Raw genomic sequence first — 22,852 nt, 5'->3', positions numbered from 1 at the left:
CCAGCCCCTACGACGACGACCGGTCATCGGTGTCCTCCTCGGAGCCCCCGCCCTGGCCGGCCTCCAACGCGGACCCGGCCGGGGTGCCGTTCGGTGCGCCGCTCGGGGAGGCGTCCGGTGCGCTGTTCGGGGAGACGCCCGCGGCGGGCTCCGGCTGCTGCCGGCCCTTGGCGGTCAGCTTCAGCCGTTCGAACGTGCGTGTCAGCTGCTGCAGAGGGGTCGGCGTCCGGGCGGCGGGACGCTGCTGGGGCACGGCGGGCACGGGAACGTCCCGGTAGGCGGCCAGGGCCTCCAGCGCCTGCTCGGCGGCCTGCTTGTAGAGGTCCCGGGACTTCGTCATCGCCTCCAGCGCCTCGGCGTACATGGCGACCAGCCGCCGCTCACGCTCCAGCTGCTCCTCAAGGGTCAGCAGCGTCCAGTTGTCGCGCAGGTCCGTCAACGCCTCCTCGGCGCCCTGCGGAAGCGGCCGGGGCAGGGCGACGAAGCGCCGCAGCGCCGCGATGAGTTCGGCCGGTTCCGAACCGTCCAGGAAGACGCTGCGCACGCTGTGCTCCCGGCCGTCGTAGCCGCCCTCCGGCGCCGGGTCCGGCGGCAGCAGCACCGCGCCGCCGCGCGGCACCTCGACACCGAGGTCCTTCAGCGCCCAGTTGACACCGCGCAGCTGCTGCGGGGCGGCCCGGTGCTCCACCACCCGGTGCCGCAGACCTGGCGGCAGCAGGCGCGCCAGCGGCAGCCGGCCCCGCTCGTCCGGCGTCATCGCCTCATGGACGACGACGTGGACGCACCACGCCTCGCGGGCCGCGTCCCGCAGCAGGCGCCGCATGTCCTTGTCGTCCTCGGGCAGCGCGTTGACCTGCCGGAAGCGCAGGCCGGTGAGCGTGGGGTGGTGGTCCCAGGAGCCGTCCTCGTCCGCGCCGGCCTCGGGCCAGAACAGGGTCGCGGGCGAGGGCCACGCGTCGTCCCACCGGTGCTCCGCCTCCGCGACCAGCCGCCACTCGTGGCCCTGCGGCCGGCCCTGACGCGGTACGAGGGTGAGCCGGGCCCGCACGGTCACCGTGCCGCCGGCCCGCCAGCGCGCCTCGAATACCCGCGACTCCGGATCCTCGGCCGAGGGCGGCTCGGCGAAGTCGTCGATGTCCCCGCTGTCCTTGTGCCGGCGCAGGGTGCGGCGGACGACGTCCTCGGGGGCGGGACCGGTGTGGCGGCCCCGGGCCGCCCAGAGGGTCTGCGGGATGGTGGCGCGGTCGCCGGCGGAGTTCGACATGAGCCAATCTGCTGATGGGAGCGGGTGAGCTTCCCAGTATCACTGCTCGGCGGGCGACACGGCGGCCGGGGGGTCCGGCCCGCGCGTCGCCCGGAGGTGCGACCGGCGCACGGGGTGTGCGCCACACGCCCGGGGCGCGTGCGGTACGCCGGGGATGCGCGCGGTGCGCGTCAGGCGACCGCCGCACACCCGTGCCCGGCCCACGCGCACGGAGCCCACAATGACCGGCGAACGGGGACCGCCCGTCCATCCGCTCAGGGGCGGCCCCCGTTCACCCTCCTCACCCAGCCGACCCGGTCCTTCACCCACGGTGCGAGCGGGCGGCAGGTGTTCCCCAGGCGCGTTCACCGGGCGCGGTACGACCGACGCGGTCGTCGCCGTGCCCAGCCGGACGCTCCCTCCGCTGTGGACGGTGCCCCCTCTCGCCCTGCCGCACGAGCGCCGTCGGCAGGCCCGGCCCTCGGCGTCGGCCCCGGCCGGACGGCGGTGCCCGTCCCGCCGACCGCGGCACTCGCGGTGGTCGGGGGCCGCGACCCCGTCCTGCGCCGGCCGGGCACCCGACGACGTGGGCTCTCAGTGCGGGAACGCCCGGGGCGGCCGCTGCCGGGGCACCTCGTCGCGGAACCCGGCGATGGCGGTGCTGATCTGCCGCATCAGCACGGTGCCCTCCAGCCGTTCCAGATAGAGGTTGGCGTGCGCCAGCGCGGGCAGGTCCACACAGAAGTACACGGCCATCAGCGGGTTGACGAACAACTCGCTGTCCCGGGTGCGTTCGGTGAACCGCACGTCGCCGAAGTCCCCGCGCAGCGCCGCCGAGACGGACCCCTGCACGATGCTCGGACGGCTCGCGTGGCAGTCCTGCGCATGGGCCACCGCGTCCAGGTAGGCGGCGCCCTCCGGGCTGTCGCGCGGGAGTGAGAACGCGCCCAGATAGCCGCCCGCGCGGTCCAGGGCGGCCAGGTTCTCCAGGACCAGCGCGTGGTTGACCCCGTGGTAGGCGTCCACACCGAAGCCCAGGCAGGCCACCAGCCGGTGCGGGACCTCCGTGAGCCCGGCGACGGCGCCCAGGCTCGCCATGTCCTCCTCCGGCGTGCCGAGCCCGTGCTCGTCCCCGCGCATCAGGATGTCCGTGCCGCCGTCCACCAGCACGATCGCGTCCACCCCGCCGAGATGCGCGAGGAGCGCCCGGTAGGCGGCGCGCAGCGGCTCGACACCCGTGAGCGGAAAGGCGTACACGGTGTCGGGCAGGCCCTGCGACCGCAGCCACCGGGCGAGCGCCCGCTCGGGGAAGTAGTCGCCGCGCAACGGGGTGTCCGGGCGGACGGCGGCGACGTCCGCCTCGACCCAGGTGTCCAGGTCCAGGCCGTACAGGTCGGCGAAGGACAGGTTGGCCAGGTGCACCTCCTTGCCAACCGCCCGCAGGGCGAGGGCGAGGGGCAGCCCGGCGTAGACGTCGAAGCCGCCGCCGGCACCGGCGACGAGGACGCGACGAGCCTCGCGCAGGCGGGCGAAGAACGGGGGTTCGGACAGCGAGAACACCGCAGGACCCTAACAGGGCGGTCCCCGGGGCCGGTTCGGGGTTTGCGCGGTACGGCCCCCGAGACGACCCCGGTCGTCCACAGGCCCGGGCCGGCCGTCCGCGAGGGTTGTCCACAGGCCCGGACGCGTGTCGGAGCCTCGTGCCAAGATCGCCGCATGCTCACTCACGACCTGCTGCCCGCGGAACCCCACCGGTCCAGGACCTACGCCCGCTGGGCGGCGTCCCGCGATCCGGGCGCCGAGAGCGCCGCCGTCGCCCTGCTCGACGAGGTGTCGGCGGCCGTGTCGTCCGCGTACCCCAAGATGGGGCGCTGCCTCGAGCGGCTGCGGCGGCCGGCGGGCGGGCTGCCTCCCGCGCATCTGCCCTGGTTCTGGGACACGGTGGCGCACCGCCTGCTGGGATACCCCGGCGGTGCCGCGGCCAAGGCCTATTCCCTGGCCCGCAAGGCGGAGCAGGAGCACGCGCTGCCCGTCGACCCGGTCTGGCGGCGGGCCAACGCGCTGCTCTTCGCGGCACGCGGAGCCCTGCCGGTGAAGGAGCTGAGCGAGCACCAGCGCTGGCTGGCCGGGCAGTTGACGCCCGCCGAGGCGCACGAGGAGTACGTGCGCGCGCTGACCGCCTGGGCGGCCTCGCCCGGGGACCTCCCCGCAGACCTCGCCCGCCGGATCGGGGCGTCCGCGCGAGCCGCCGGCCTGGGCACGGACGAGGACGCCCGGGTGCTCGGACAGGTCCTCGGCGCCGCCCGTGGAAAGGCGGTGCCGGACGCCCTGCTGGAGGCCGCCGCCGGACCGCTGGGCGACCATCCGCAAGGTCCCCGGGTGCAGGCCGCGCTGCTCGACCTGTTCCCGGACTCCCGCAAGGACGCGGCGGCCTGGCTGCGGCTGCTGCTGCGCGGCGGCATCGTGGACGCGGCGGCCGCCGGCCGGCTGGAACCGGAGGGCGGCCTGGCCGGCTGGCTCGGGAAGTACACGCGCACGTACCGGCACCAGAAGGTGGCCTACGGCGGCGTGGCGAGCCAGCCCATGCCCGCGGAACTCTTCGCCATCGTCTCCCGGTTCGCGCCACGGCTGCGCGCCGCGGGCACACCCGTGGTGATCCACGAGGACAAGTACCGCTGGCCGGCCCTCGACGCCGACCTCCTGGACGCCTGCCTCGCCGAGGGGATCGAGGTGGCGGACCCCGGCGACGCCGTACGGCTGACGTTCTGGGACGACCGGTCGCGCCGGGACCTGAAGGCCCTGGCCGCCCACCCGGTGTTCGGCCGCCGCCTCGAAGGCACGGTGCACGAAGGGCTGCGCGGCTCCGGCACCGCGATCACCCGGCTGCCGCGCAACGCCGGCATCACCGCCGAGGTGCACACCCGCATCGAGGGCCTGCTCGGCGAGCTGCGCGGCGGCGGGCTGGCCGCGGCCGACGAGGCGGTCACCGAGCTGTCCGGCCTGCTGGACCGGCCCACCGCCGTCGCCCTGGACGGCATCGAGGAGGCGCTGGCCGAGCTGGACCTCACCGGTCCGCTGGCCCGTGCCCTGCGCGCCGGGCTGCCCGAGGAGCTGGGCTGGCCCGCCCTGGACGCGGTCCTTGAGGAGCTCGGCCCGGCCGACACCCTCCGGGTCACCTGCACCTGGCCCGTCCTCACCGTCTTCGGCGCCGACCGCGCCGTGGCCGTAGACCCCTCGGGCACCCGCGCGAGCTGTTCCCTCCGGGTGCCGGGCGAGGCGACCTCGCACGCCGTCCACTACGTCGGCGGCCGGTTCCTCGTCAGCCGGCGCACCGGCGACCGCTACTCCTCCGCCGACCAGGCGTACTGGGCCGACCGTCCGGAGGAGGTGTTCACCCCGGAGGACCGCTTCGGTCTGCGGCCGTACGGCGGACTGATCCAGGGCGGCTTCGGGTACCAGTTCGAGACCCCGGACCGCGGCGGCCGGTTCGACGGGCAGCGGGTACTGCGGCCGGGCGGACGCGAGGGCATCGGAGGGCACGAATTCCAGCTGAGCGACGGACGGCGCCTCTTCGGCGCCGGGGTCTTCCACACCCGAGGCAACTGGACGCCGTACGACGCCGTGACCGGCGCCCCGGCGGCCGACCGCACCCTGCCGGACTTCCACCGCGACCGGGAGCTCCCGTCCGGCATGGAGGAGTTCGAAGGCGGCCAGTACCTCGCGGTGCTCCCCGAGGACGCCCCGCCCTCCCCGTTCGGCCAGGACGGACGGCTCGTCGGCTGCCGCGTCCTCAACCGCACGCCCCACCAGGGCCCCTCACCCACCGAGTTCCTGCTGGAGTCGGTCGACGGCCGCACCGCCCGCTACCGCAGCCGCCGCTTCGGCCGCCACCCCTGGGGCGTCATCGGCCTCCCCGCAGGCGGCGAGGACGCCGTCACCGTCGGCGAGGCGACCGTCCGCTGCCACGCCGCCGCGGACAACTCGCTGCTGTGGCAGGTCCACGGTTTCGTCCCGCCCTCCGGACGCGACCGCGACCACCCGCCCACCCTCGGCGAGGGAGCCGGCCCGGTGCCGCCGCCCGCGTTCTGGCACTTCCTCACCCCGCGCGACGAACGCTCCTCCAAGGCGCTGCGCACCGTCGGCGACGCGGCCGTGCGCGCCCTCCTGGACGCCGCTCACGACACCGGGGACACCGGGGACGACGCACTGCGCGCCCGGGTCACCCGGCTGCTGCCCGAAGCCGGTGACGCCCGCGTGCGCGAGGGAGTGGTGCGCGCGGCCCTGCTCGCGGCCGACGTGCTGCGGCGCCGGAAGGAGCTGTCCCGCCGCGTCGGCATCATGCGCTCCGGCCCGGTCGTGACCCTTCCCGCCGACATCCCCGACACCGCCCTCGTCCCCGCCCTCTCCGGTCTCCTGCCCGACCTGCGCCCCTACGAGGCCCACGTACCCGAGCGGCACCCCGGCACCCTCACCGCCGTCGCCGCCGACGGCCGCTTCCTGCGCGACGAGATCGACGACGAGACCCGCGGCCTCGCCCCGCCCGCACGCCCCGCGGAATGGCAGGTGCTGCTCGGCGCCATCGACGCCGTCGCCTGGCGGACCGCCGTCGAGACCACACCCGAGGCCGAGCGCACCGCGCTCAACGCACTCCTGCGGACCTGGAGCCGGCAGCCCTTCGCCGAACCCGGCGGCACCTGGCGCACCGGCCGGGCCCCGGAGGAGGAGCTGACCACCGGGACCCGCACCGCCGCGGGCCCCGCACGCGGCGGACTCCGCCGCTTCGTCCAGCCGGCCACGGCTCCCGCACCGGCCCGCACCGAGGAGGAGCGGACCGTCACGGTCACCCGGGACGACGGCGGGCGCCTCACCCGCCTCCTGGAGCTGGTCGAGGAGAACGGCCCGGTGCCGCTGACCCCGGAGGCCCTCGCCGTCTTCTCCTGGCGCACCGGAGTACGACGCCCCGTCGCCACCCTGGCGCTGGCCGGCCTCCCGCGCCGCGCCGGGCACGACGACCACGCCAGGATGCTGCGCTCCAGGCCCTACAAGGCGAACAGGACCACGGGCGCCGAGTACGACGGCTTCTGGCACCGCCTCGGCCCGCACGGCCGGCGCCGGCTGCTCGCCGCCGGCGTCCCGGAGGACCCGGCTGACCTGTGGACGGCGGACGGGCTCGTCCGGGCCGCGGAACGGATGGCCGCCGTCTGGGCCGAGCTGCTCGGCACCCGGCCCTACGTCGACGAGGAACTGGCGGGCGCCCTGGAAGGGGACCTGGGCCTGCCCGCCGACTGGGCCCGCGCCCTGCCCGCCGGCCGCCCGCCGGCCGAACCGGGCGGACACGTCCTGGTCGGCAGCCGCACCGGCCGGCTGCACCTGCACCAGGCGGGGCCTGACGGCACGGCGGGCGCGTGGATACGGAGGGACAGGGCGCCGCACGCCGAGACGCTGTCGGTGATCGCCTGGGCCCTCACCGAGCGTCCGGTCGGCGACCCCGCGGCCGACGGGGCGGTGAAGCTGTACGAGGGATTGCGGGCGTGGTTCGCCGCGCCGGACACACTGGTCGAGCTGGTGTCGTCCTCCGCCCTGGCCCGGGCCGCCGCCGGGGACCCGGCCTTCCGGCCCTTCGCGGGCACCGCACTCCCGTGCCCGGAGCCGCTCCCGGACACCGTCCCGGAAGCACCCACCGCACTGGAGGACGGGACGTTCGTCGTGGCGGTCCCCAGCGGGGACCTCTTCCTGCGGACGGCCGCCCTCACGGAACCGGAGCACATGGCTCGGGCACGGGAGCTATGCGACCGGCTGGGCCTGCCCCGGCTCCGCGAGGAGGTCACGCGGATACGGGCGCTGCTCGACGGACTGGGCCGGATGACTGCCCGCGCCGCCGGGACTCCGGTACCCCCGGGCGGTTACGAGGCCAATCCCGCGCTCAGCGCCCCCGCCCTGGTCGCCGAGGTCGCACAGCGGCTCGGTGTCGGTGCGGACGCCGCCGCGCTCCACCTCCAGCTGCGCGCCCTCGCCCGGCCCACGGACCGCAACGTCCGCCGCTGGAACGGCTGGACGGCCGCCCGGCACAAGGCGGCACAGGCGGAACTGGTGGCGGTCGGGGCGGTGGAGACCGGCCGGCGGGCCCGGGCCGGGCGCACGGCCTTCGCCCCCGGCGCCTGGGAGACCCTCGACGCCCCCCACCTGCCCGTGGAGACCGACAAGTTGGCCACACACGGCGCGGTCCGCGCGGGCAAGGGCGTGCACGGCCCCTTCACCCGGCTGCTCTCACCGGTGCCGCTGCACGAACTGTTCGCCCGGGCGGCGCAAGCCTGAAAGGAGGCGGGTCGAGCGCCCGAACGGACCCGGGCGGCCCCGAACGGGGTCGGGGTGGCCCTGAGCAAGACGCGGGGCCCCTGAACGGGCGTGGGGTGGCCCTGGCCGGCGGCGGGACGCGCCGGAAGGGTGGTGGCGCCGGTGAACGGCGGCCGGGCGCGTCGCACGGATGCGGGGCGGCCCTGACCGGCGGCGGGAAGGCTCCAAGGGAGAGCGAGGCGGCCTGAACGGCGACCGCGTGGGCCTGAACGGTGCGGGAGGGGGTCTGGACGGCGGTGGGGCATACCTGGACGCCGATGGGGCGTGCCCGGACGGTGGTGGGGCCGGCGCGCGGGCGCCGGCCCCTGGGGCGGAAGAGGAGCCGGGAGCTTACGCCCCGCTCTCCCGGAGCATGTCCTCACGCTCGACGATCTTCACGCGCTCGCGGCCCTGCGGCTCGCCCAGGGCACGCTCGGCGGCGTCCAGCTTGTACCAGCCCTCCCAGGTGGTGAAGCGGACGTTCCGCTCGGTGAGGAAGGCGTCGACGGCCTCCGGCTCGGGCGAGGCGGGGGTGTGCAGACGGCCGCTCGCGTAGTCGTCCAGCAGGTTGGCCACGGTCTCGTTGGCGTCGCCCTTGGTGTGCCCGATGAGGCCGACGGGGCCGCGCCGGATCCAGCCGGTGACGTACGTGGACTGCAGAGGGGTGCCGCCCTCCTCGATCACCCGGCCGCCCTCGTCCGGGACGGTGCCGGAGTCGATGTCCCAGGGCAGCTTGGGCAGCTTCTCGGAGAGGTAGCCGACCGCGCGGTAGACGGCCGTGACGTCCCAGTCCTTGAACTCGCCGGTGCCCTTCACGTTACCGGTGCCGTCCAGGGCGGTGCGCTCGGTGCGCAGGCCGACGACCTTGCCGTCCTCGCCGAGGATCTCGGCCGGCGACTCGAAGAAGTGCAGGAACAACTTGTGGGGGCGGTTGCCGACGTCCCGGATCGCCCAGTTCTCCAGCGTCTTGGCGACCATGTCGGCCTGCTTGTTGCCGCGCCGGGTCTCGATGGAGCCCTCGTCGTAGTCGATGTCCTCGGGGTCGACGATGACCTCGATGTTCGGGGAGTGGTCCAGCTCGCGCAGCTCCATCGGGCTGAACTTCGCCTGCGCCGGGCCACGGCGGCCGAAGACGTGGATCTCCACGGCCTTGTTGGCCTTCAGGCCGTCGTGGACGTTCGGCGGGATCTCGGTCGGCAGCAGCTCGTCGGCGGTCTTGGCGAGGATGCGGGCGACGTCCAGGGCGACGTTGCCGACGCCGAGCACGGCGACCTTCTCGGCCTCCAGCGGCCAGGTGCGGGGCACGTCCGGGTGGCCGTCGTACCAGGAGACGAAGTCGGCGGCGCCGTAGGAGCCGTCCAGCTCGATGCCCGGTATGGACAGTTCACGGTCGGCCATCGCGCCGGTGGAGAAGATCACCGCGTCGTAGAAGGCGCGCAGGTCGTCCAGGCTGACGTCGGTCGGGTAGTCGACGTTGCCGAACAGGCGGATCTGCGGCTTGTCCAGCACCTGGTGCAGGGCGGTGATGATGCCCTTGATGCGCGGGTGGTCCGGCGCGACGCCGTACCGGATCAGGCCGAACGGGGCGGGCATCCGCTCGAAGAGGTCGATGGACACACCGGGGTCGGCGGCCACCTCGGACTTGAGCAGGGCGTCGGCGGCGTAGATCCCGGCGGGGCCGGCTCCGACGATGGCTACCCGCAGGGGGCGCGGCATGATCAGGTTCCCTTCGAGCGTGAATGGGCGACTTGATCAGGAAGCCTAAACTAAGGCAGACCTAAGTTGGTACGGGGGTCTCGTCTATGACCTCATAAGCTGATCTTATGGCTTTCCCAGGAGTTGCTTATGTGGGCCTCGTGGGGGCGCGGCCCGGCGACGAGGGGTGAGCGAGCGTGGGCGCAGGCGCGGGTGCTGTCGTCCCGGGGGCGACCGTCGCGGTGACCGGCGGCGGCGGATTCGTCGGCAGCCACTTGGTGCGACGGCTGCTCGGGCTGCATCGGCAGGACCTCGGCATCCGCTTCCGCGTCGACAACAGCCGGGGCATCCGCGAACTCGGCCTCGTCCACCGCCGGCTGGAGGAAACCCTCCTCGACCACTACGAGAGCCGACACGGCCACCGGCGCAGGGGCTGACCCCGGTCAGGCCGGCCGCACGATCCGGTGGATCGCCGCCTCGCCGGCGCCGTACACCGACTCCTCACGGATGCTCGACCCCGGCCCCGGCGCATGCACCATCATGCCGTCGCCGACGTGCAGACCCACATGCCGGTCGTCGTCGAAGAAGAGGACGAGGTCACCGGGTTCCAGGCCGGCGAGCGACACCGGGGTACCGGCCAGCGCCTGCTCGTACGCCGCACGCGGCAACGTGACACCGGCCGCCCGCCACGCGGCCTGGGTGAGGCTGGAGCAGTCGTACGAGTCCGGCCCCGTCGCCCCCCAGACGCACGGCTTCCCGAGCTGCTCCCGGGCGAACGCGATGGCCTTGGCGGCACGAAGGGCGCCGGGCGACGCGGGGGTCGGAGCGGGGAGGGGGAGGGAGAGGGGCGGAGCGCTGGAGGTGGTGAGGGGGGCGGCGAAGGCCGTGGTGCCGGTGAGCGGGGGGAGCGGGCCGGTACCGGTGACCGGAGCGAAGGATGCCGTGTCGGTGGGTGGGGCGAGGGAACCGGTGTGGGTGAGTGCGGTGAAGGGTTCCGTGCCGGTGAGTGGAGTGACGGTCCCGGTGCCGGTGAACGAGTTGAGGCTTCCCGTGTCGGCGGGGGGTGTGAAGGATCCCGTGTCGGTGAACGGCGTGAAGGAACCCGTCTCGGTGAACGGCGTGAAGGAACCCGTCTCGGTGAGCGTGGTCAGGGAGCCGGTGTCCTGGAGGGGGGTGAGGGAGCCGGTGTCGCCGGCCGGTGTCGCCGTTGCCGGCCGGCCGGGTGTCGTCCACTGAGGCTGCTGCCACTGGTCTGCCGGCTCGGCCGGTGCGGGGTGTGGTACCTGCTGGGTTCCGGCGATCCAGGCGGGCTGAGCGGCGGTGCCGGGCAGGGCGAGCCCGTTGGTGTGCCGCGAGAGCAGGTCGCGCGCGGTGTCGAGCTTGCGCCGGTTGCCGGCCTTGGAGACGGCGAGGGAGGGGCGGCCGGGTGCGGCACCGCCGGGCAGCGTCCTGGGTGCCTGAACGGCGAGGCCCTGTGCGGCAGTCGGGCTCGCCGGTGCCGCCGCCGGTGCGGCCTGGCCGCCGCCCGGTTCGGTCGTCGTCCCGCCGGTCAACGCAAGCGCCTCGCGGGGGAGTTCGGAGCCCTGGATGCCCGGGAGCACCGTCTCCGGAAGCTGCGGCGGTCGGTTCGTGGGGACCGCCGGTGGACCGGCCGTCAGTTCGGCCACCGCGCGGACCGCACCCGGTTCGAGTGCGAGCGCCTGCCGGTCACCACCCGGCAGGGCGGAGGCGCCCCCGCCTCCCGGCAGGGCGAGGGCACCCCCGCCACCCGGCGGCAGAGCGAGGGCATCCCCGCCCCCCGGCAGGGCTGGGGCCTCTCCACCGCGCGGCAGGGCGCGCGGCTCCCGCTCGCCCCCGGGGAAGCCGCCCGTCCGCTCCCGCCCCGAACGCGCGGGCGGCGCCGCCGGTCCGTCGGTGAGCCGGTCGGCGGGGAGTACGGCGGGGACGGTCGGGCCCACTGTGGCGCGAGCCGCGTCGAACCACTGCCGGGCGATCTCGTCGAGACCCGGGTCCGGGCGCCGGCCGGCTCGCTTGGCCAGCGGCACGCCCCGGGACCGGCTGCCGCTCCGGCCGGCCATGGCCCGTGTCGCGTTGAAATTACCGGTGGCGTTCTCGGCCTGGTCATAGAGGGATGCGATCCGCTGCCGAACCTCGTCGCGGCTCTCCGGCGCCATGGAGGACGTGCTCCTTCCTTGCCCCACGGGGCAGTTCAGCGGCTCGCCGGGGCAGAGCCGGGCGGCGGCCTCGCGTCAACCTAGCCAACGTGTGTGCCTCGTGTGAAGGTTGAGGTGTGAAATGTCCGATACATATTCGTGATGTTCGCGATGGAGTTCGACGGGGAAAGGGCGGAGGCCATGGTTTCCTGTGAGATCCCGGTGAATTCGCGACCCTGTTGAACACAGTGGCTCCGCCCTCCGTATGAAGCCGGGGAACTCCATGCCCGACCGGCGAACTCACACAGGGGACGACCTTGGTACGCAACAGCCGCAGACGCCCGACGGGCGCACGACGCGCGACTCTCGCAGCGGTCGCCCTGATGCTGGGCGGGGGCGGGCTCGTCGCGGCGAACGTCTACGCCTCGGCGAGCGAGGGCTGGGGCGACGGCCCCGGCGCGGACACGACCGGACAGGTCCGGTCGGCAGGCATGGCCACCATCGACTGCCCCGACGTCGGCAGCCGGCTGACGGCCGTGCCGGACGCGGCCCGCGCGGACGTCGACCGTGAACTCGCCCGGCTGGACGAGCAGACGGCGGCGGCCTACCGGCAACTCCAGCAGACGGCGCAGGCCGCCGGCGCGGACGGGGACGCGTACTCCGTCCTGGTCGACGACACGATCATGAACCCGCTCAAGGAGAAGCGGTCGGCGTCCATCGGGCGGATCTCGGACGCAGTCCACCGGGCGGGCGAGCGCCCGCAGGGTCTGGACTCCCTGGCCGCCTGCACCCTCCGCCCCGCGGAGACCGGCCGGCCCACCGGCACACCGGGCGGCGACGGCGGACAGGACGGCACCGGTCAGGCGCGAAGCGGCCAAGGGCAGAGCGGGCAGGGGCAGAACGGCGCAGGACAGGGCGGTAACGGACCCGTCGTGTCCGACTACGCGGACATCACCGCCGTACCGCCGGACGCGCCGGCCCCGGCACCGCAGGACGGCGCCTCGCGCGGCTCCTTCACCTCCGACTGCGGGGTCAACGCGAACGGCCTGTTCAACTCCGACAACGTCATCGTCGCCCCCGGTGTCTCCAACGGCGCCCACCACTTCCACGACTACGTCGGCAACCAGGCCAACACCGCCTTCGCGAGCGACGAGGACCTCGCGCGGGGCGGCACCAGCTGTGCGGACCGGGGCGACAAGTCCTCGTACTACTGGCCGGTGCTGCGGCTGCAGGACGGTACTCGGGAGCGGGACGCCGGGGCCCCGGGCGGCGGTACGGAGGGAAACGCCGGCCGGATCGTGACACCCAAGCAGGTGACGCTGACCTTCGTCGGCAACCCGCGCGGCGAGGTCACCGCCATGCCCCGCCTGCTGCGCATCATCACCGGTGACGCCAAGGCCTTCGTCAACGGCCCCGGCAACGCCAACGCGTCCTGGAGCTGCACGGGTTACGAGGACCGGCAGCTGAAGGACAAGTACCCGCTGTGCCCGTCCGGCAGCGATGTCGTGCGCACCTTCCGGTTCCAGAGCTGCTGGGACGGCCGCAACATCGACAGTGCCAACCACCGCACCCATGTGGCCTTCACCACCGCCGACGGCTCCTGCCCGGCGGGCTTCCGGCCCATTCCGCAACTGGTCCAGCGCATCGTCTACGACGTCGACGCGCCGAGCCTGACGGACGGCGGCCGGACGGTCCCGCTGTTCGCGGTGGACTCCTTCCCGGAGCAGCTGCACAAGCCCGTCACCGACCACGGCGACTTCGTCAACGTCTTCGACGAGGACCTGATGCGTGAGATGGTCGACTGCATCAACTCCGGCCGCACCTGCGGAGCTTCAGGAGATTCAGGTGACGACTCCGGTCCGACGGTGACGCCCCCGCCCACGTCCGCCCCCACCTCCGCCCCCACGCCCGTGCCCGGTTCCGGCTCAGGTGTCACAGCCGCTCCCGGTGCGGGCGGCACCCCCAACGCCCCCGCCCAGGGAGGAACTTCCGCCCCCGCTCCCTCGGTCTCCCGGCCCGGCGACGCCCCGCGGGACGACGTGACGACCGCACCGGCCCGCACCACCAAGCGCGACACGGACCGTACGGCGCACGCCGATGACCGGGACAAGGGCGCGGGCGAGGCCGCACCGGCCGAGCCCGCCGCACCCCGCTCCACACCGGCGCGTTCCGCCTCGACCCGCCCGGCGGCGTCAGTCCCGTCCGCGCCCACCGCCGCCGCTTCGGGCACCACGGGTCAGGCCACCGCCACCGCAGACGCCCCGCCACCGGCCACCCAGCCCGCACCCCAGGCCGGCGAGGCGGCCCAGGGCGGCCTGGCGGATACGGGCGCGCACCTGTGGCCCGCGGCCCTCGGCACCCTGCTGGCCCTGTCGGGCCTGTTCATGTTCCTGCGGGCCAGGCGTCTGCGCTACTGACCGGTGTCCTGAGCGGTCGGGGACGCGCAGGGCGCCCGGACCCTTTGACGCACTGCACGGCAAGGGCGTCCGGGCGGTCCACGTCGGCCTGGTCACCGCCAACACCGCCGCACGCGCCTTCTACGACCGGGTCGGCTTCCACGAGATCCCGGTCGCGGACGCCGGACCGCTCACCTACCTGGGCAGGGTCACGGCCCCGTGAGCGAGCGGGACGCGGGCGAGCGGGCCTCAGGCGAGCTTCAGCGTCTGCTTGGCGAGGTCGTACGCCGGCCGCATCTGCTCGTGCTCCTCGGTGTCCATCCCGCCGAGGTGCAGGACGACGGGGCCGTCGGGCGTGCTGACCGCGAAGGCGCTCTCCTTCTTCGTCTCCTCCAGGAGCTTGCTCGTGTAGAGGTACTCCACCTCGACGGCGTCGAGGCCGCCGCCGGTCCTGAAGGAGTGGTACTTCTCCTTGCTGACGTTGTCCTCGGCGGCGACGAACGCGCGCAGCACACCGTCCGCGTCCGCGTCGCCGGGCTTGCCGGTCCACACGCGCAGGAAGCCGATGTTGCCGGCCGGCTTGGCGTCGATCTCGCAGGCCGCGGTGACCGGCCCCTGCCGGAGGAAGGCGTCGGCGAGCGCCCCGCTCAGGTCGCCGTCCTCGCCCTTCGACGTCTTGGCCAGCTCCTTCTCCGCGTCGATCGACTTGGGCTTCCAGTCCTTGGCGAGGGCGAAGCTGACGGGCAGTTCGCAGGCCGAACCGGCCGCGCCGATCCTCCCGCCGCCGGCCGCCGCCGTCCCCTTCGCCCCGGTGCCCCCGGCCGCCGTGCCCTTGGCGCGCGCCGACGGGCTCGCGGACTTCCCGCCGTCGTCGTCCGCCGATCCCGCGCAGCCGCCGAGCAGCGCAGCGAGCGCCGCCGCGGCGATCACCCGGCCCCGGACGGTCCCCACCCTGACCTGCACTGTTGTCTCCCCTTCGGTTAGGAGCGGCCACTGTAACCGAGGGCGCCGACAACGCCGAACGGGCACCGAGGGCATCGACAACGCCGAAGGGAAATGCGGCTCACCGACCGCCGGTCACTGCGCCCCGCGCCGGGCGAGCAGGAACAGGTGCGGTTCGGGTACGGCCTCGCGGTGGGCCGGGGTGTACACCTCGTGCTCCTCGGACAGCACCGTCAGGCCCGCCGCGGTCACCAGCGCGGTGAACGCCTCCGCGGCGAAGCTCGTCACCCGTACCGGCTGCCCCATGAAGACGGCCTCGACGTCCTCCACGTCCAACGGCACGGTGGCCAGCGCGACCAGACCGCCGGGCCGTACCGCGCGGGCCAGCCCGGCCACGACCGCGGCCTGCTCGGCGCGGGTCATCTGCAACAGCGAGAAGTAGGCGCACGCGGCGTCGAACGAGGCGTCCGGCAACGGTGTATCCCGGATGTCGGCGAGCCGGAACTCGGCCCCCGGCACCTGCCGGGCGGCCAGCTCGACCATGACCGGTGAGACGTCGAGGCCCAGCACCCGGTGACCGGCCTCGGCGAGGGTCCGCGCGGTCGGCCGTCCCGTTCCGCTGCCCACGTCCAGCACCCGACTGCCCGGCGCCAGCAACTCCAGCAGCCGCCCCAGTGACGCCCGGTGCGGTGCGGAACGTGCGAACGCCCGCTCGTACTCCAGCCCCAGCGCGTCGAACACCACGGCGGCCGGTGCCCGGCCCTCCTCCTCGGTCACGGCGACTCCTCCCGTCATCCCCGGTCTCGCCCGGCGCCCGCCGCGGCGATGTTTGCCACGGGCCGTGGACGCACGGCAGGGTGCCGCATGTGCCTACCCTGCTGATCGTCCATCACACCCCCTCGCCCCACTGCCAGGCGCTGTTCGAAGCGGCCGTGTCCGGCGCCACCACACCGGAGATCGAGGGCGTCCGCGTCGTACGCCGGGCGGCGCTGTCCGCCACCGCCTCCGACGTGCTCGAAGCCGACGGCTACCTGCTCGGTACCCCCGCCAACCTGGGCTACATGTCGGGCGCCCTCAAGCACTTCTTCGACCAGATCTACTACCCCTGCCTGGACGAGACCCGGGGGCGTCCGTTCGGCTTCTGGGTCCACGGCGGCAACGACGTCACCGGCGCCGTCCGCGCCGTCGAGACCGTCACCACCGGCCTCGGCTGGCGCCGGGCGGCCGAGCCCGTGACGGTCACCGGCGACCCCGGCAAGGCCGGCACCCAGGCCTGCTGGGAACTGGGGGCCACGGTCGCGGCGGGCCTGATGCCCGGCACCTGACCGGCCCGGGCGCCCGCGGCAGGACCCGAGGGGCGCCGGCGTACGTCGCGCGGCCACCGGAGTGATCTTCGTACGGTCACGCACCGTGACCGGCGTGGAGCGAAGCCCGCGCGCTGACCGTTCTGTTAGTACGTTTTACGTGTTAATAGGGCATTTAGGGAGGTGCCGCAGGGCCCTCGGGACGCGACTTCCCGTTGTGCTGCCGCTGCTCGTGGCCGCGTACGGCACTCCGGCGCAGCGTGCCGTCGCCGACGGCGCGGGGAGCCAGGGGCTCGCCCTCCAGGTCGCCGTCGACGACAGGCCGGGCACCGAGGCGACCCGCCCCGGCGTCCGCGTCGGCCGCCCGCTGGTGAAGACGTACCGGCTGATCAACCGCACCGGGGCCGACCTGTACGACGTGGAGGTGAGCGACCCGGGGCTCCCGGACGCCGACATCCGCTGCCCCGGCGGCGGCGATCACCTTCCGATGCTCCGCGGTCTCGACTCGGCGACCTGCACCGCCCGGGCCACCGCCCGTCCGGGCACCTGGATCGCCGACGTCACCGCAGTCGGCCGCGTACCGTCCCTCGGCGTGGAGTCCCGGGCGGCCGCCCGCTCCGGGTACGCCGGCGTCGGCGGCGAACTGGCCCTATCGGAGACGGTGACGACCAGCGCCGGGGCGCTGGGCCGGTTCCCGGCCCTCGGCCGCGCCACCGTCTTCTACGACGTGACCAACACCGGCAACCGCACGGTGTTCGACCTCCACCTCGCCGACCCGGTGCTCGAGCCGCCCCTCATCGTCTGCCCGGCGGGCGGTGACACCATCCCGAGCCTGGAACCGGGCGATACGGCGCGGTGCGTGGCGACCGTGGAGCGGCCCCCGGGCTGGTACCTCAGCGAGGGGCACGTCAGCGGAAGCGACCGGATCCACACCATCGGGCCCGACGGCTGCCTGGAACGACCGGCGTGGCTCAAGGCCAAGGCGACCGGCGAGTTCACGCTGCACGAGCCCCCACCGCCCCTGCCGCTGCCTCCCGTCCCACCCCCCGTCCCCGTACCACCGTCCCCCACTCCGGCCCCCCTCCCTCCTCCCGTGCCGCCGCCACCGCCACCGCCCCCACTCCCACCCCCACCTGTTCCCGCGCCGGTTCCCCCTCCGGTCCCCGCGCCTCCCCCCGCGCCCCCCGTCCTGCCGGTGCCGCCCGGAGCCGTGTTCCCCCCGCCCGCGCCGTTGCCTCCGGCGGGCACGGGAGCGCCTGTGCCCGGGCTGGCCGCTGCCGTGCCGGGGGCGGCCGGTGCGGGAGGAGGGGTGGCGGCAGGTCCGGGTGCCGGTGCGGGAGCAGGGGTGGCGGCGGGTGGGGGCGGCGGTGCGGGTGCTGGTGGTGCCGGCGCGGGTGCGGCTGCTGGTGCTGGTGCCGCGGGTACGGGTGCGGGTGCCGGGGCGGCAGCAGCTGCCGGCGCAGGCACTGCCGGTGCGGCGGGTGCGGCGGGTGCGGGAGGTGCCGCCGGTGCCGGTGCTGCTGCCGGAGCAGGTGCCGGGGTGGCAGCAGCCGCGGGCGCGGGTGCTGGTGCGGGCGCGGGCGCGGGTGGTGGTGCCGCGGCCGGGGGAGCGGCAGCGGGTGCCGGAGCGGCTGCGGGTGCCGGAGCGGCTGCGGGTGCCGGAGCGGCAGCCGGTGCTGGTGCGGGTGCCGGAGGCGCGGCAGCCGGGGGAGCAGCCGCAGTCGGAGCGGGAGGAGCCGCAGCCGCGGGAGGAGCAGCGGCCGCCGGAGGAGGAGCAGCGGCTGCGGCCGGCGGCGCCGCGGCCGCGGCGGGTGCTGCCGCCGGTGTGGTCGCAGGCGCCGCCGCCGGGCCCGGCGGGGCCACCGGGGGTGCGGTGACCGGCGGCGAAGCAACGGGCGCCCAGTCCACGGGCGGCCAGTCGACGGGCGGCCAGGCCAGGCAAGGCCAATCCGCCCAGGGCCAGACCACTGAGGGCCAGACGACGCAAGGCCGGACCACCGAGGGCCAGACCACCCAGGGACAAGCGACGCAAGGCCGGACCACCCAGGGCGGAGCGACCGGGGGCGGAGCCACTCAAGGGCAGTCCACCGGAGGCCGGTCCACAAGCCCGAGCGGCGGACCCACCCGCACACCTCCGACCACCGCACCCTCCGCCACCGCCTCCCCCCGCGCCCCCTCCCGACGCCCCCGCACCCCCTCCATCATGTCCCGCCTCATCCGCCCCGGCGGTGGTCCGACGGGGCTCGGGCTGCTCGTCGTGCTGTTCCTGCTGCTGATCCCGGCCGCCCTCGCCGCCGCCCTCCTCGGCTCGCGGCGGATCGGCAAGTAGGCGGCGGAACGAGACACCGAGACGACAGGAGACAGACCCGATGATCGAGACCTTCGCCGTGGTTCTGGGGATCGCCGTGGTCACCGCGGGCATCGTGGTGATCCGGCACCACTACTGGCCGCCCGCCCCGGACGAGGAACCCCGCGAGGACGTCGCCGAGTACATCTCGATGATGGTCGGCGTGCTCTACGCGCTCGTCCTCGGTCTGTCGATGGTGTCCGTGTGGGAGACCCGGTCCGGCGCGGTGGGCCATGTGCAGGCGGAGGCGAGCGCCGCGCACCAGATCCGGTTGCTGTCCGCGGGACTGCCGGCGCTGGAGGGGGAGCGGACCCGGGGCGCCGTCGACGCCTACGTGCACCACGTGGTGTCCGCGGAGTGGCCCGCGATGGCGGCGGGCGAGCCGCCGGACCGGCGCGGCTGGGAGCTGCTGAACGACCTCCGGGCGGCCGGGCAGGTCCCCGCCGACGCCACCCCGGCCCAGCAGGCCACGCTCCAGGAGACCCTGGCCCAGCTCAGCGTGCTGGACGACGCCCGGCGCGGCCGTGAGGGGGACGTGACCGACACCCTGTCACCCGTGCTGTGGTTCGGGCTCATCGTCGGCGGGGTGCTCTCAGTGGCGTTCATGTTCATGTTCGGGGTGCGGCGGAGCTTCACGCACATGGTGATGGTGATGGGCCTGAGCGCGCTCATCACCTTCACCGTGCTGCTGGTCTATCAGCTGAACCAGCCCTTCAACGGCATGTTCGCCGTCGACGCCTCCCCGTTCACCCGCTACTTCACGGGAAGTTGAGGGTGCGGCAGCCGCCGGCCGGCCGTCTCCGGACACAGCCGCGCGGTGATCCGCCGCTCGTCGGGCCACCGTACGTCGTAGGCCCAGCCCCATCGTTCGAACCGGGCGATCAGCCATGCCGTGAGGTCCGGCTGGCCGCGCAGTCCGCCGTGCCGGGCGCTGACGGGGTCGGCGTGGTGGAGGTTGTGCCAGCCCTCGCCGAAGGTCAGCACGGCCACCCAGGGGACGTCCCGGGACTGGTCGCGGGTGGCGTAGTGGCGTGGACCGAAGGCGTGGGCCACGGAGTTGACCGACCAGGTGACGTGGTGGACGACGGCGTACCGGACGAGGCCCGCCCAGAAGAAGGTGACCAGCGCGGACCGTGTGTCGTGGGTGACCGCGAGGACCAGGGCCGGCGGCAGGCCGAGGGAGACGGCGATGGTCAGCGGGTAGCAGCGGTCCAGGCGGCGTACGTCCGGGTCCGCCAGCAGATCGGGCGCGTAGCGCGGGTAGTGGGCCCGGACCGGTGAGGCGAACCAGCCGATCTGGGCGTGCCACAGCCCCTTGAGCAGCGCCCGCCGGGTGGTGCCGTACTTCCACGGCGAGTGCGGGTCGCCCTCGCGGTCCGCGTACTGGTGGTGGCGCCGGTGCTGCGCCACCCACAGGGTCACCGGGCCCTCCATGGCGAGACCGCCCGCGACACCGAGGGCGATCCGGAGCGGTCGTTTGGCCTTGAACGACAGATGGGTGAAGTGCCGGTGGTAGCCGGCGGTGATGCCCATGATGGACAGCGCGTACATCCCGGCGCCGAGGACCCCGTCGTACCAGCGCGGCCCCCAGCCGCCGGCCAGGGCGACGGGCAGGACCAGGGCCAGCGCGGCCAGCGGGCCCACCACGATGGTGAGCAGGGTGTTGATACGCAGCGGCGGGCCGACCGGGACGGTGTCGGGGAGCGGGGCGCGCGGGCCCTCCGGACGTTCGGGGGACAGGGTCACGGCGCGCCTCCCGCTGGGCGGGGCGGGGCAGTACAGGGGGTCATGTGCGGCGATTATGCGGCAGCCATATGCCTGCCCGGCCCAGGCTCGGCGGGCGGTACGGCACCCGGCGGCATGCTCTACCTGGATGGATGAAGGTGCGGGAGCGATCCGGCTGGCCGACCATGGGACCGAGGCCGCCGCCCCGGGCGCGGCCCCGCGTCATGTCGTCGAACCCAGGGAGCGTCGGATGCGAGCGGACGGCACCGCACCCGGACGGCCCGCGCCGGACGGCCAGGACGCCAGGGAACTGCTGCGCCGGTGCGCGCGGGACGTGGTCGACGTCGCCGAGGGCATCCGCGCGGTGTCCGGGCGCACCAGCACCGCGCTGTTCGCCCCGGCCCTCGCCGCGTCCACGCGCCGCCGCCCCCGTACCGGCCTCACCGTCCGGTGGGCGCTGCTGCGGGCCCTGACGAACAAGCAGGGCCTCGGCGGTTCGGCGATCACGGCACCGAAGGGGATGGCGCACGTCCTCGGCGCCGCCGGGGAGGTGCTGGGACGGGAGAGCCTGGCCGCGCTGGTGGCGGTCACCTCGCTGCGGCTGCGGATCGCGGCCGTGCTGGTCGACCACCCCGAGTTCGCGCGCGATCCCGGTATGCGCCGGCTGACCGAGGCCGTCACCACCGACCGGGACCTGGCGGCCGTACGCTCCCTGCGCGCCCTCTTCCGCGACCAGGGGGCCCAGCGTGCACTGTCCGGGCTGGCCCCGCTGATGGCCGAACTCCTCGCGATCCGCGCCCTGCTGGACGAGGACCCGAAGAACGACGAGACGGGCTGGGCGCTGGCCACCGGCCGGGAGCTGTCCGCCGACCCGCTGCACGGCATCAGCGCCGCCCGTCTCGCCGGCATGGACAAGGGGGAGGGCGCCGCCGAGGCCGTCGACCTGACCGACCAGGAGCGGCAGGTCATCGCCCCGGAAGGGTCCTTCCTCGGCTTCCTGCGGAACATCGAGATGCTCTCCACCGACGGGCGGATCCTGCTGCAGAACGTGCGCGGCCCGGACGGTGTCGTCCGCTACGTCCTCCAGGCGCCGGGCATGGCCCCCGGCCGGCCCCGCAACGACTCCCCGCAGGACTTCGTCGGCGCCTGGCGCAACCTGTTCATGCCCGACTCGCCGTACACCCGGTCGATCCTGCTCGCCCTGAAGGACTACGGCATCCCGCGCGGCGCCGACCTGGCCCTGATCGGGCACAGCGAGGGCGGTATCGCGGTGATGAACCTCGCCCAGGACGAGGAGTTCTGCCGCGCCTACCGGGTCACCCACGTCGTCGCCGTGGGCTCCCCGGTCGACAACAAGAAGCCCGCCGACCCGCGCACCTGGGTCGCCAGCATCACCAACCAGCACGACATCGTGCCCGTCCTCGACGGCCGCGGCGCGGGCTCCGCGTTCGACCCGCATCCGCACTGGTACGAGGTCGACTACACCGGCCCCACCCACGAGTTCCCGCTGTGCCACATGCTCCACGAGTACATCGAGCACCTCAGGACCGTGATCCCCGAGGCCCGCGAGCGCGTCGACGAGGCCCTCGCCCCCTACCGCGGCCCCGTCGTGCGCACCCAGGCCTACCAGCTCAAGGACCGCGCCAACCCACCCGAGGGCTACCCCTTCCTCACCCTCCCCACCACCTCGGTGCCCACCACGGCCGGACCCATCGACGTACCGGTGCGCTACTACGACTCCTCCGCCGCCCACCTGTGTTACCCCGTCGACGCGGACACCGCGCGCGGCCTGCTGCCCGACGTCACCTGGATGACACCGAGCCGGCTGGGCCGCCGTGCCATGGCGGTGCTGTCGCTGTACGAGCACCGCTGCACCACCATCGGCCCGTACACCGAGATCGCCCTGTCCGTGCTGGTGGACGACCTGTGGCGGCCCCGCCCCTACGACGCCGCCGTGGACCTGCTGCGCCGTGTCGACCTCCGGCGCACCGGCCGGCACGTGCTCTGCCTCGCCGTCACCAGCGAGGAGGCCCGGGTCGTCGCCCGGGAGATCTGGGGCCAGCCCGCACAGCGGGTGACCGCCGAGGCCGAGCTGACGGGCCGGGAGATCGGCGTCCGCTGCCCGGACCTCGGCCTCGCCGTCGAGGCCCGCCTCGGGCCCGGGGTGCGCTGTCCGGAGGCCGACTGGATCCATTACGGCCGCCGGGGCGAGAGCACGATCCGCACCCTCGTCCGGGCTCACGGCAGGCTGCGGCTGCACACCGGCGGCGGCGTCCGGCTGCGGCTGGACACCGCGGCGGCCGAACCCCTCGCCGGACAGCTGCGCCGGCTCGGCATCGACACGGCCCGGCCCCGGTTCGTCCTCACCTGCCCCCAGTTCATGCTCCACCGCAGCGCCGGCGCCGTCCTGCCGCGCTGACCCCCACCCCCCACCCGCGGGAGCACACCATGGTGACCGAGTCCCCCGACGTCACGACGTACGACACCGAACTCCTCGACCGTGCCGAGGCGTTGCGGTCGGACGCCGGTCTCATGGAGGAGTACGCCCGGCGGCTGCGCGCCACCGCTGCCACGCTGGGCGGCTGCCCCGCGGCACCCGAGTGGAGCGGCCCCACGCTGGAGCGGCAGGCCGAGGCCTGCGACACGGCGGCGGAGCAACTGCGCACCGCGGCGGAGGCGTTGTACGCCCACGCGCGAGCCGGGGACGACTGAGC

General features: G+C 74.7%; 16 protein-coding genes and 1 pseudogene. 10 read left to right on the top strand and 7 right to left on the bottom strand.

The genetic code is table 11. The features are described 5' to 3' along the window. Positions 1-7: 7 nt before the first annotated feature. Together ACZ7N4_RS07340 and ACZ7N4_RS07335 are read right to left on the bottom strand one after the other, a co-directional pair. The gene (locus ACZ7N4_RS07340) at positions 8-1,264 is read right to left on the bottom strand and encodes a hypothetical protein (RefSeq protein ID WP_471354764.1); all 1,257 of its coding nucleotides are present in this window, start codon (positions 1,262-1,264) and stop codon (positions 8-10) included. Positions 1,265-1,837: 573 nt separating this feature from the next. Continuing rightward, entirely contained in the window at positions 1,838-2,803 is a 966-nt protein-coding gene (locus tag ACZ7N4_RS07335; RefSeq protein ID WP_471354762.1) for a DUF1152 domain-containing protein, read from the bottom strand. A 156-nt stretch (positions 2,804-2,959) separates the two neighbouring features. Here ACZ7N4_RS07335 and ACZ7N4_RS07330 point away from each other — a divergent pair, with 156 nt between their 5' ends. Next, the gene (locus tag ACZ7N4_RS07330) at positions 2,960-7,558 is read left to right on the top strand and encodes a hypothetical protein (protein ID WP_471354760.1); all 4,599 of its coding nucleotides are present in this window, start codon (positions 2,960-2,962) and stop codon (positions 7,556-7,558) included. A gap of 369 nt (positions 7,559-7,927) precedes the next feature. Here ACZ7N4_RS07330 and ACZ7N4_RS07325 read toward each other — a convergent pair whose 3' ends face one another. Continuing rightward, the gene (locus ACZ7N4_RS07325; protein ID WP_471354758.1) at positions 7,928-9,292 is read right to left on the bottom strand and encodes an FAD-dependent oxidoreductase; all 1,365 of its coding nucleotides are present in this window, start codon (positions 9,290-9,292) and stop codon (positions 7,928-7,930) included. Between the two features lie 176 nt (positions 9,293-9,468). Here ACZ7N4_RS07325 and ACZ7N4_RS07320 point away from each other — a divergent pair, with 176 nt between their 5' ends. Further along, on the top strand, positions 9,469-9,708 hold the full coding sequence (locus tag ACZ7N4_RS07320) for a hypothetical protein (protein WP_471354755.1): 240 nt from the start codon (positions 9,469-9,471) through the stop codon (positions 9,706-9,708). A 6-nt stretch (positions 9,709-9,714) separates the two neighbouring features. Here ACZ7N4_RS07320 and ACZ7N4_RS07315 read toward each other — a convergent pair whose 3' ends face one another. Then, positions 9,715-11,445 carry an NlpC/P60 family protein gene (locus ACZ7N4_RS07315; RefSeq protein ID WP_471354753.1) on the bottom strand — a complete coding sequence of 577 codons (1,731 nt, stop codon included), beginning with the start codon at positions 11,443-11,445 and terminating at the stop codon, positions 9,715-9,717. 362 nt (positions 11,446-11,807) lie between these two features. Here ACZ7N4_RS07315 and ACZ7N4_RS07310 point away from each other — a divergent pair, with 362 nt between their 5' ends. Beyond that, entirely contained in the window at positions 11,808-13,841 is a 2,034-nt protein-coding gene (locus ACZ7N4_RS07310) for a DUF1996 domain-containing protein (RefSeq protein WP_471354751.1), read from the top strand. A 49-nt stretch (positions 13,842-13,890) separates the two neighbouring features. After that, positions 13,891-14,043, top strand: a pseudogene (locus ACZ7N4_RS07305) (GNAT family N-acetyltransferase); the annotation flags it as partial. A gap of 26 nt (positions 14,044-14,069) precedes the next feature. On the opposite strand, the gene ACZ7N4_RS07300 reads toward ACZ7N4_RS07305, so the two are convergent. Together ACZ7N4_RS07300 and ACZ7N4_RS07295 are read right to left on the bottom strand one after the other, a co-directional pair. Beyond that, entirely contained in the window at positions 14,070-14,783 is a 714-nt protein-coding gene (locus ACZ7N4_RS07300; protein WP_471354749.1) for a lipoprotein, read from the bottom strand. Between the two features lie 114 nt (positions 14,784-14,897). After that, positions 14,898-15,557 (bottom strand): class I SAM-dependent methyltransferase, encoded by a 660-nt coding sequence (locus ACZ7N4_RS07295; protein ID WP_471354746.1) that lies wholly within the window; start codon positions 15,555-15,557, stop codon positions 14,898-14,900. A gap of 71 nt (positions 15,558-15,628) precedes the next feature. Here ACZ7N4_RS07295 and ACZ7N4_RS07290 point away from each other — a divergent pair, with 71 nt between their 5' ends. From ACZ7N4_RS07290 to ACZ7N4_RS07275, 4 genes are all read left to right on the top strand, one after another. Then, positions 15,629-16,087 carry a flavodoxin family protein gene (locus ACZ7N4_RS07290; RefSeq protein ID WP_471354744.1) on the top strand — a complete coding sequence of 153 codons (459 nt, stop codon included), beginning with the start codon at positions 15,629-15,631 and terminating at the stop codon, positions 16,085-16,087. Between the two features lie 1,274 nt (positions 16,088-17,361). After that, the gene (locus ACZ7N4_RS07285) at positions 17,362-17,943 is read left to right on the top strand and encodes a hypothetical protein (RefSeq protein ID WP_471354741.1); all 582 of its coding nucleotides are present in this window, start codon (positions 17,362-17,364) and stop codon (positions 17,941-17,943) included. A gap of 326 nt (positions 17,944-18,269) precedes the next feature. Next, positions 18,270-18,395: a hypothetical protein gene (locus ACZ7N4_RS07280; RefSeq protein WP_471354739.1), complete on the top strand. Its 126-nt coding sequence runs from the start codon at positions 18,270-18,272 to the stop codon at positions 18,393-18,395. Between the two features lie 40 nt (positions 18,396-18,435). Continuing rightward, positions 18,436-19,185: a bestrophin-like domain gene (locus ACZ7N4_RS07275; protein ID WP_471354737.1), complete on the top strand. Its 750-nt coding sequence runs from the start codon at positions 18,436-18,438 to the stop codon at positions 19,183-19,185. Here ACZ7N4_RS07275 and ACZ7N4_RS07270 read toward each other — a convergent pair. Next, positions 19,167-20,159 carry an acyl-CoA desaturase gene (locus tag ACZ7N4_RS07270; protein ID WP_471354734.1) on the bottom strand — a complete coding sequence of 331 codons (993 nt, stop codon included), beginning with the start codon at positions 20,157-20,159 and terminating at the stop codon, positions 19,167-19,169. The genes ACZ7N4_RS07275 and ACZ7N4_RS07270 overlap by 19 nt on opposite strands. Before the next feature lie 127 nt (positions 20,160-20,286). On the opposite strand from ACZ7N4_RS07270, the gene ACZ7N4_RS07265 reads away from it, so the two are divergent. Both ACZ7N4_RS07265 and ACZ7N4_RS07260 read left to right on the top strand, forming a co-directional pair. Next, the gene (locus ACZ7N4_RS07265; protein WP_471354731.1) at positions 20,287-22,557 is read left to right on the top strand and encodes an acetoacetate decarboxylase family protein; all 2,271 of its coding nucleotides are present in this window, start codon (positions 20,287-20,289) and stop codon (positions 22,555-22,557) included. A 29-nt stretch (positions 22,558-22,586) separates the two neighbouring features. After that, the gene (locus ACZ7N4_RS07260; protein WP_471354729.1) at positions 22,587-22,850 is read left to right on the top strand and encodes a hypothetical protein; all 264 of its coding nucleotides are present in this window, start codon (positions 22,587-22,589) and stop codon (positions 22,848-22,850) included. The last annotated feature ends 2 nt before the right edge of the window (positions 22,851-22,852 follow it).

It is taken from the genome of Streptomyces sp. NPDC107654 (assembly GCF_055639035.1).
The sequence above is the reverse complement of the archived record's forward strand: the minus strand, read 5'-3'. Positions and strand labels throughout refer to the sequence as shown.

What these genes read in the sequence shown, in the direction of transcription:
- ACZ7N4_RS07315 (WP_471354753.1), bottom strand. Translation starts at nt 11,445, where the DNA reads ATGGCGCCGGAGAGCCGCGACGAGGTTCGGCAGCGGATCGCATCCCTC.
- ACZ7N4_RS07330 (WP_471354760.1), top strand. Translation starts at nt 2,960, where the DNA reads ATGCTCACTCACGACCTGCTGCCCGCGGAACCCCACCGGTCCAGGACC.
- ACZ7N4_RS07340 (WP_471354764.1), bottom strand. Translation starts at nt 1,264, where the DNA reads ATGTCGAACTCCGCCGGCGACCGCGCCACCATCCCGCAGACCCTCTGG.
- ACZ7N4_RS07325 (WP_471354758.1), bottom strand. Translation starts at nt 9,292, where the DNA reads ATGCCGCGCCCCCTGCGGGTAGCCATCGTCGGAGCCGGCCCCGCCGGG.
- ACZ7N4_RS07265 (WP_471354731.1), top strand. Translation starts at nt 20,287, where the DNA reads ATGGATGAAGGTGCGGGAGCGATCCGGCTGGCCGACCATGGGACCGAG.
- ACZ7N4_RS07275 (WP_471354737.1), top strand. Translation starts at nt 18,436, where the DNA reads ATGATCGAGACCTTCGCCGTGGTTCTGGGGATCGCCGTGGTCACCGCG.
- ACZ7N4_RS07295 (WP_471354746.1), bottom strand. Translation starts at nt 15,557, where the DNA reads ATGACGGGAGGAGTCGCCGTGACCGAGGAGGAGGGCCGGGCACCGGCC.
- ACZ7N4_RS07280 (WP_471354739.1), top strand. Translation starts at nt 18,270, where the DNA reads ATGTCCCGCCTCATCCGCCCCGGCGGTGGTCCGACGGGGCTCGGGCTG.
- ACZ7N4_RS07260 (WP_471354729.1), top strand. Translation starts at nt 22,587, where the DNA reads ATGGTGACCGAGTCCCCCGACGTCACGACGTACGACACCGAACTCCTC.
- ACZ7N4_RS07310 (WP_471354751.1), top strand. Translation starts at nt 11,808, where the DNA reads ATGCTGGGCGGGGGCGGGCTCGTCGCGGCGAACGTCTACGCCTCGGCG.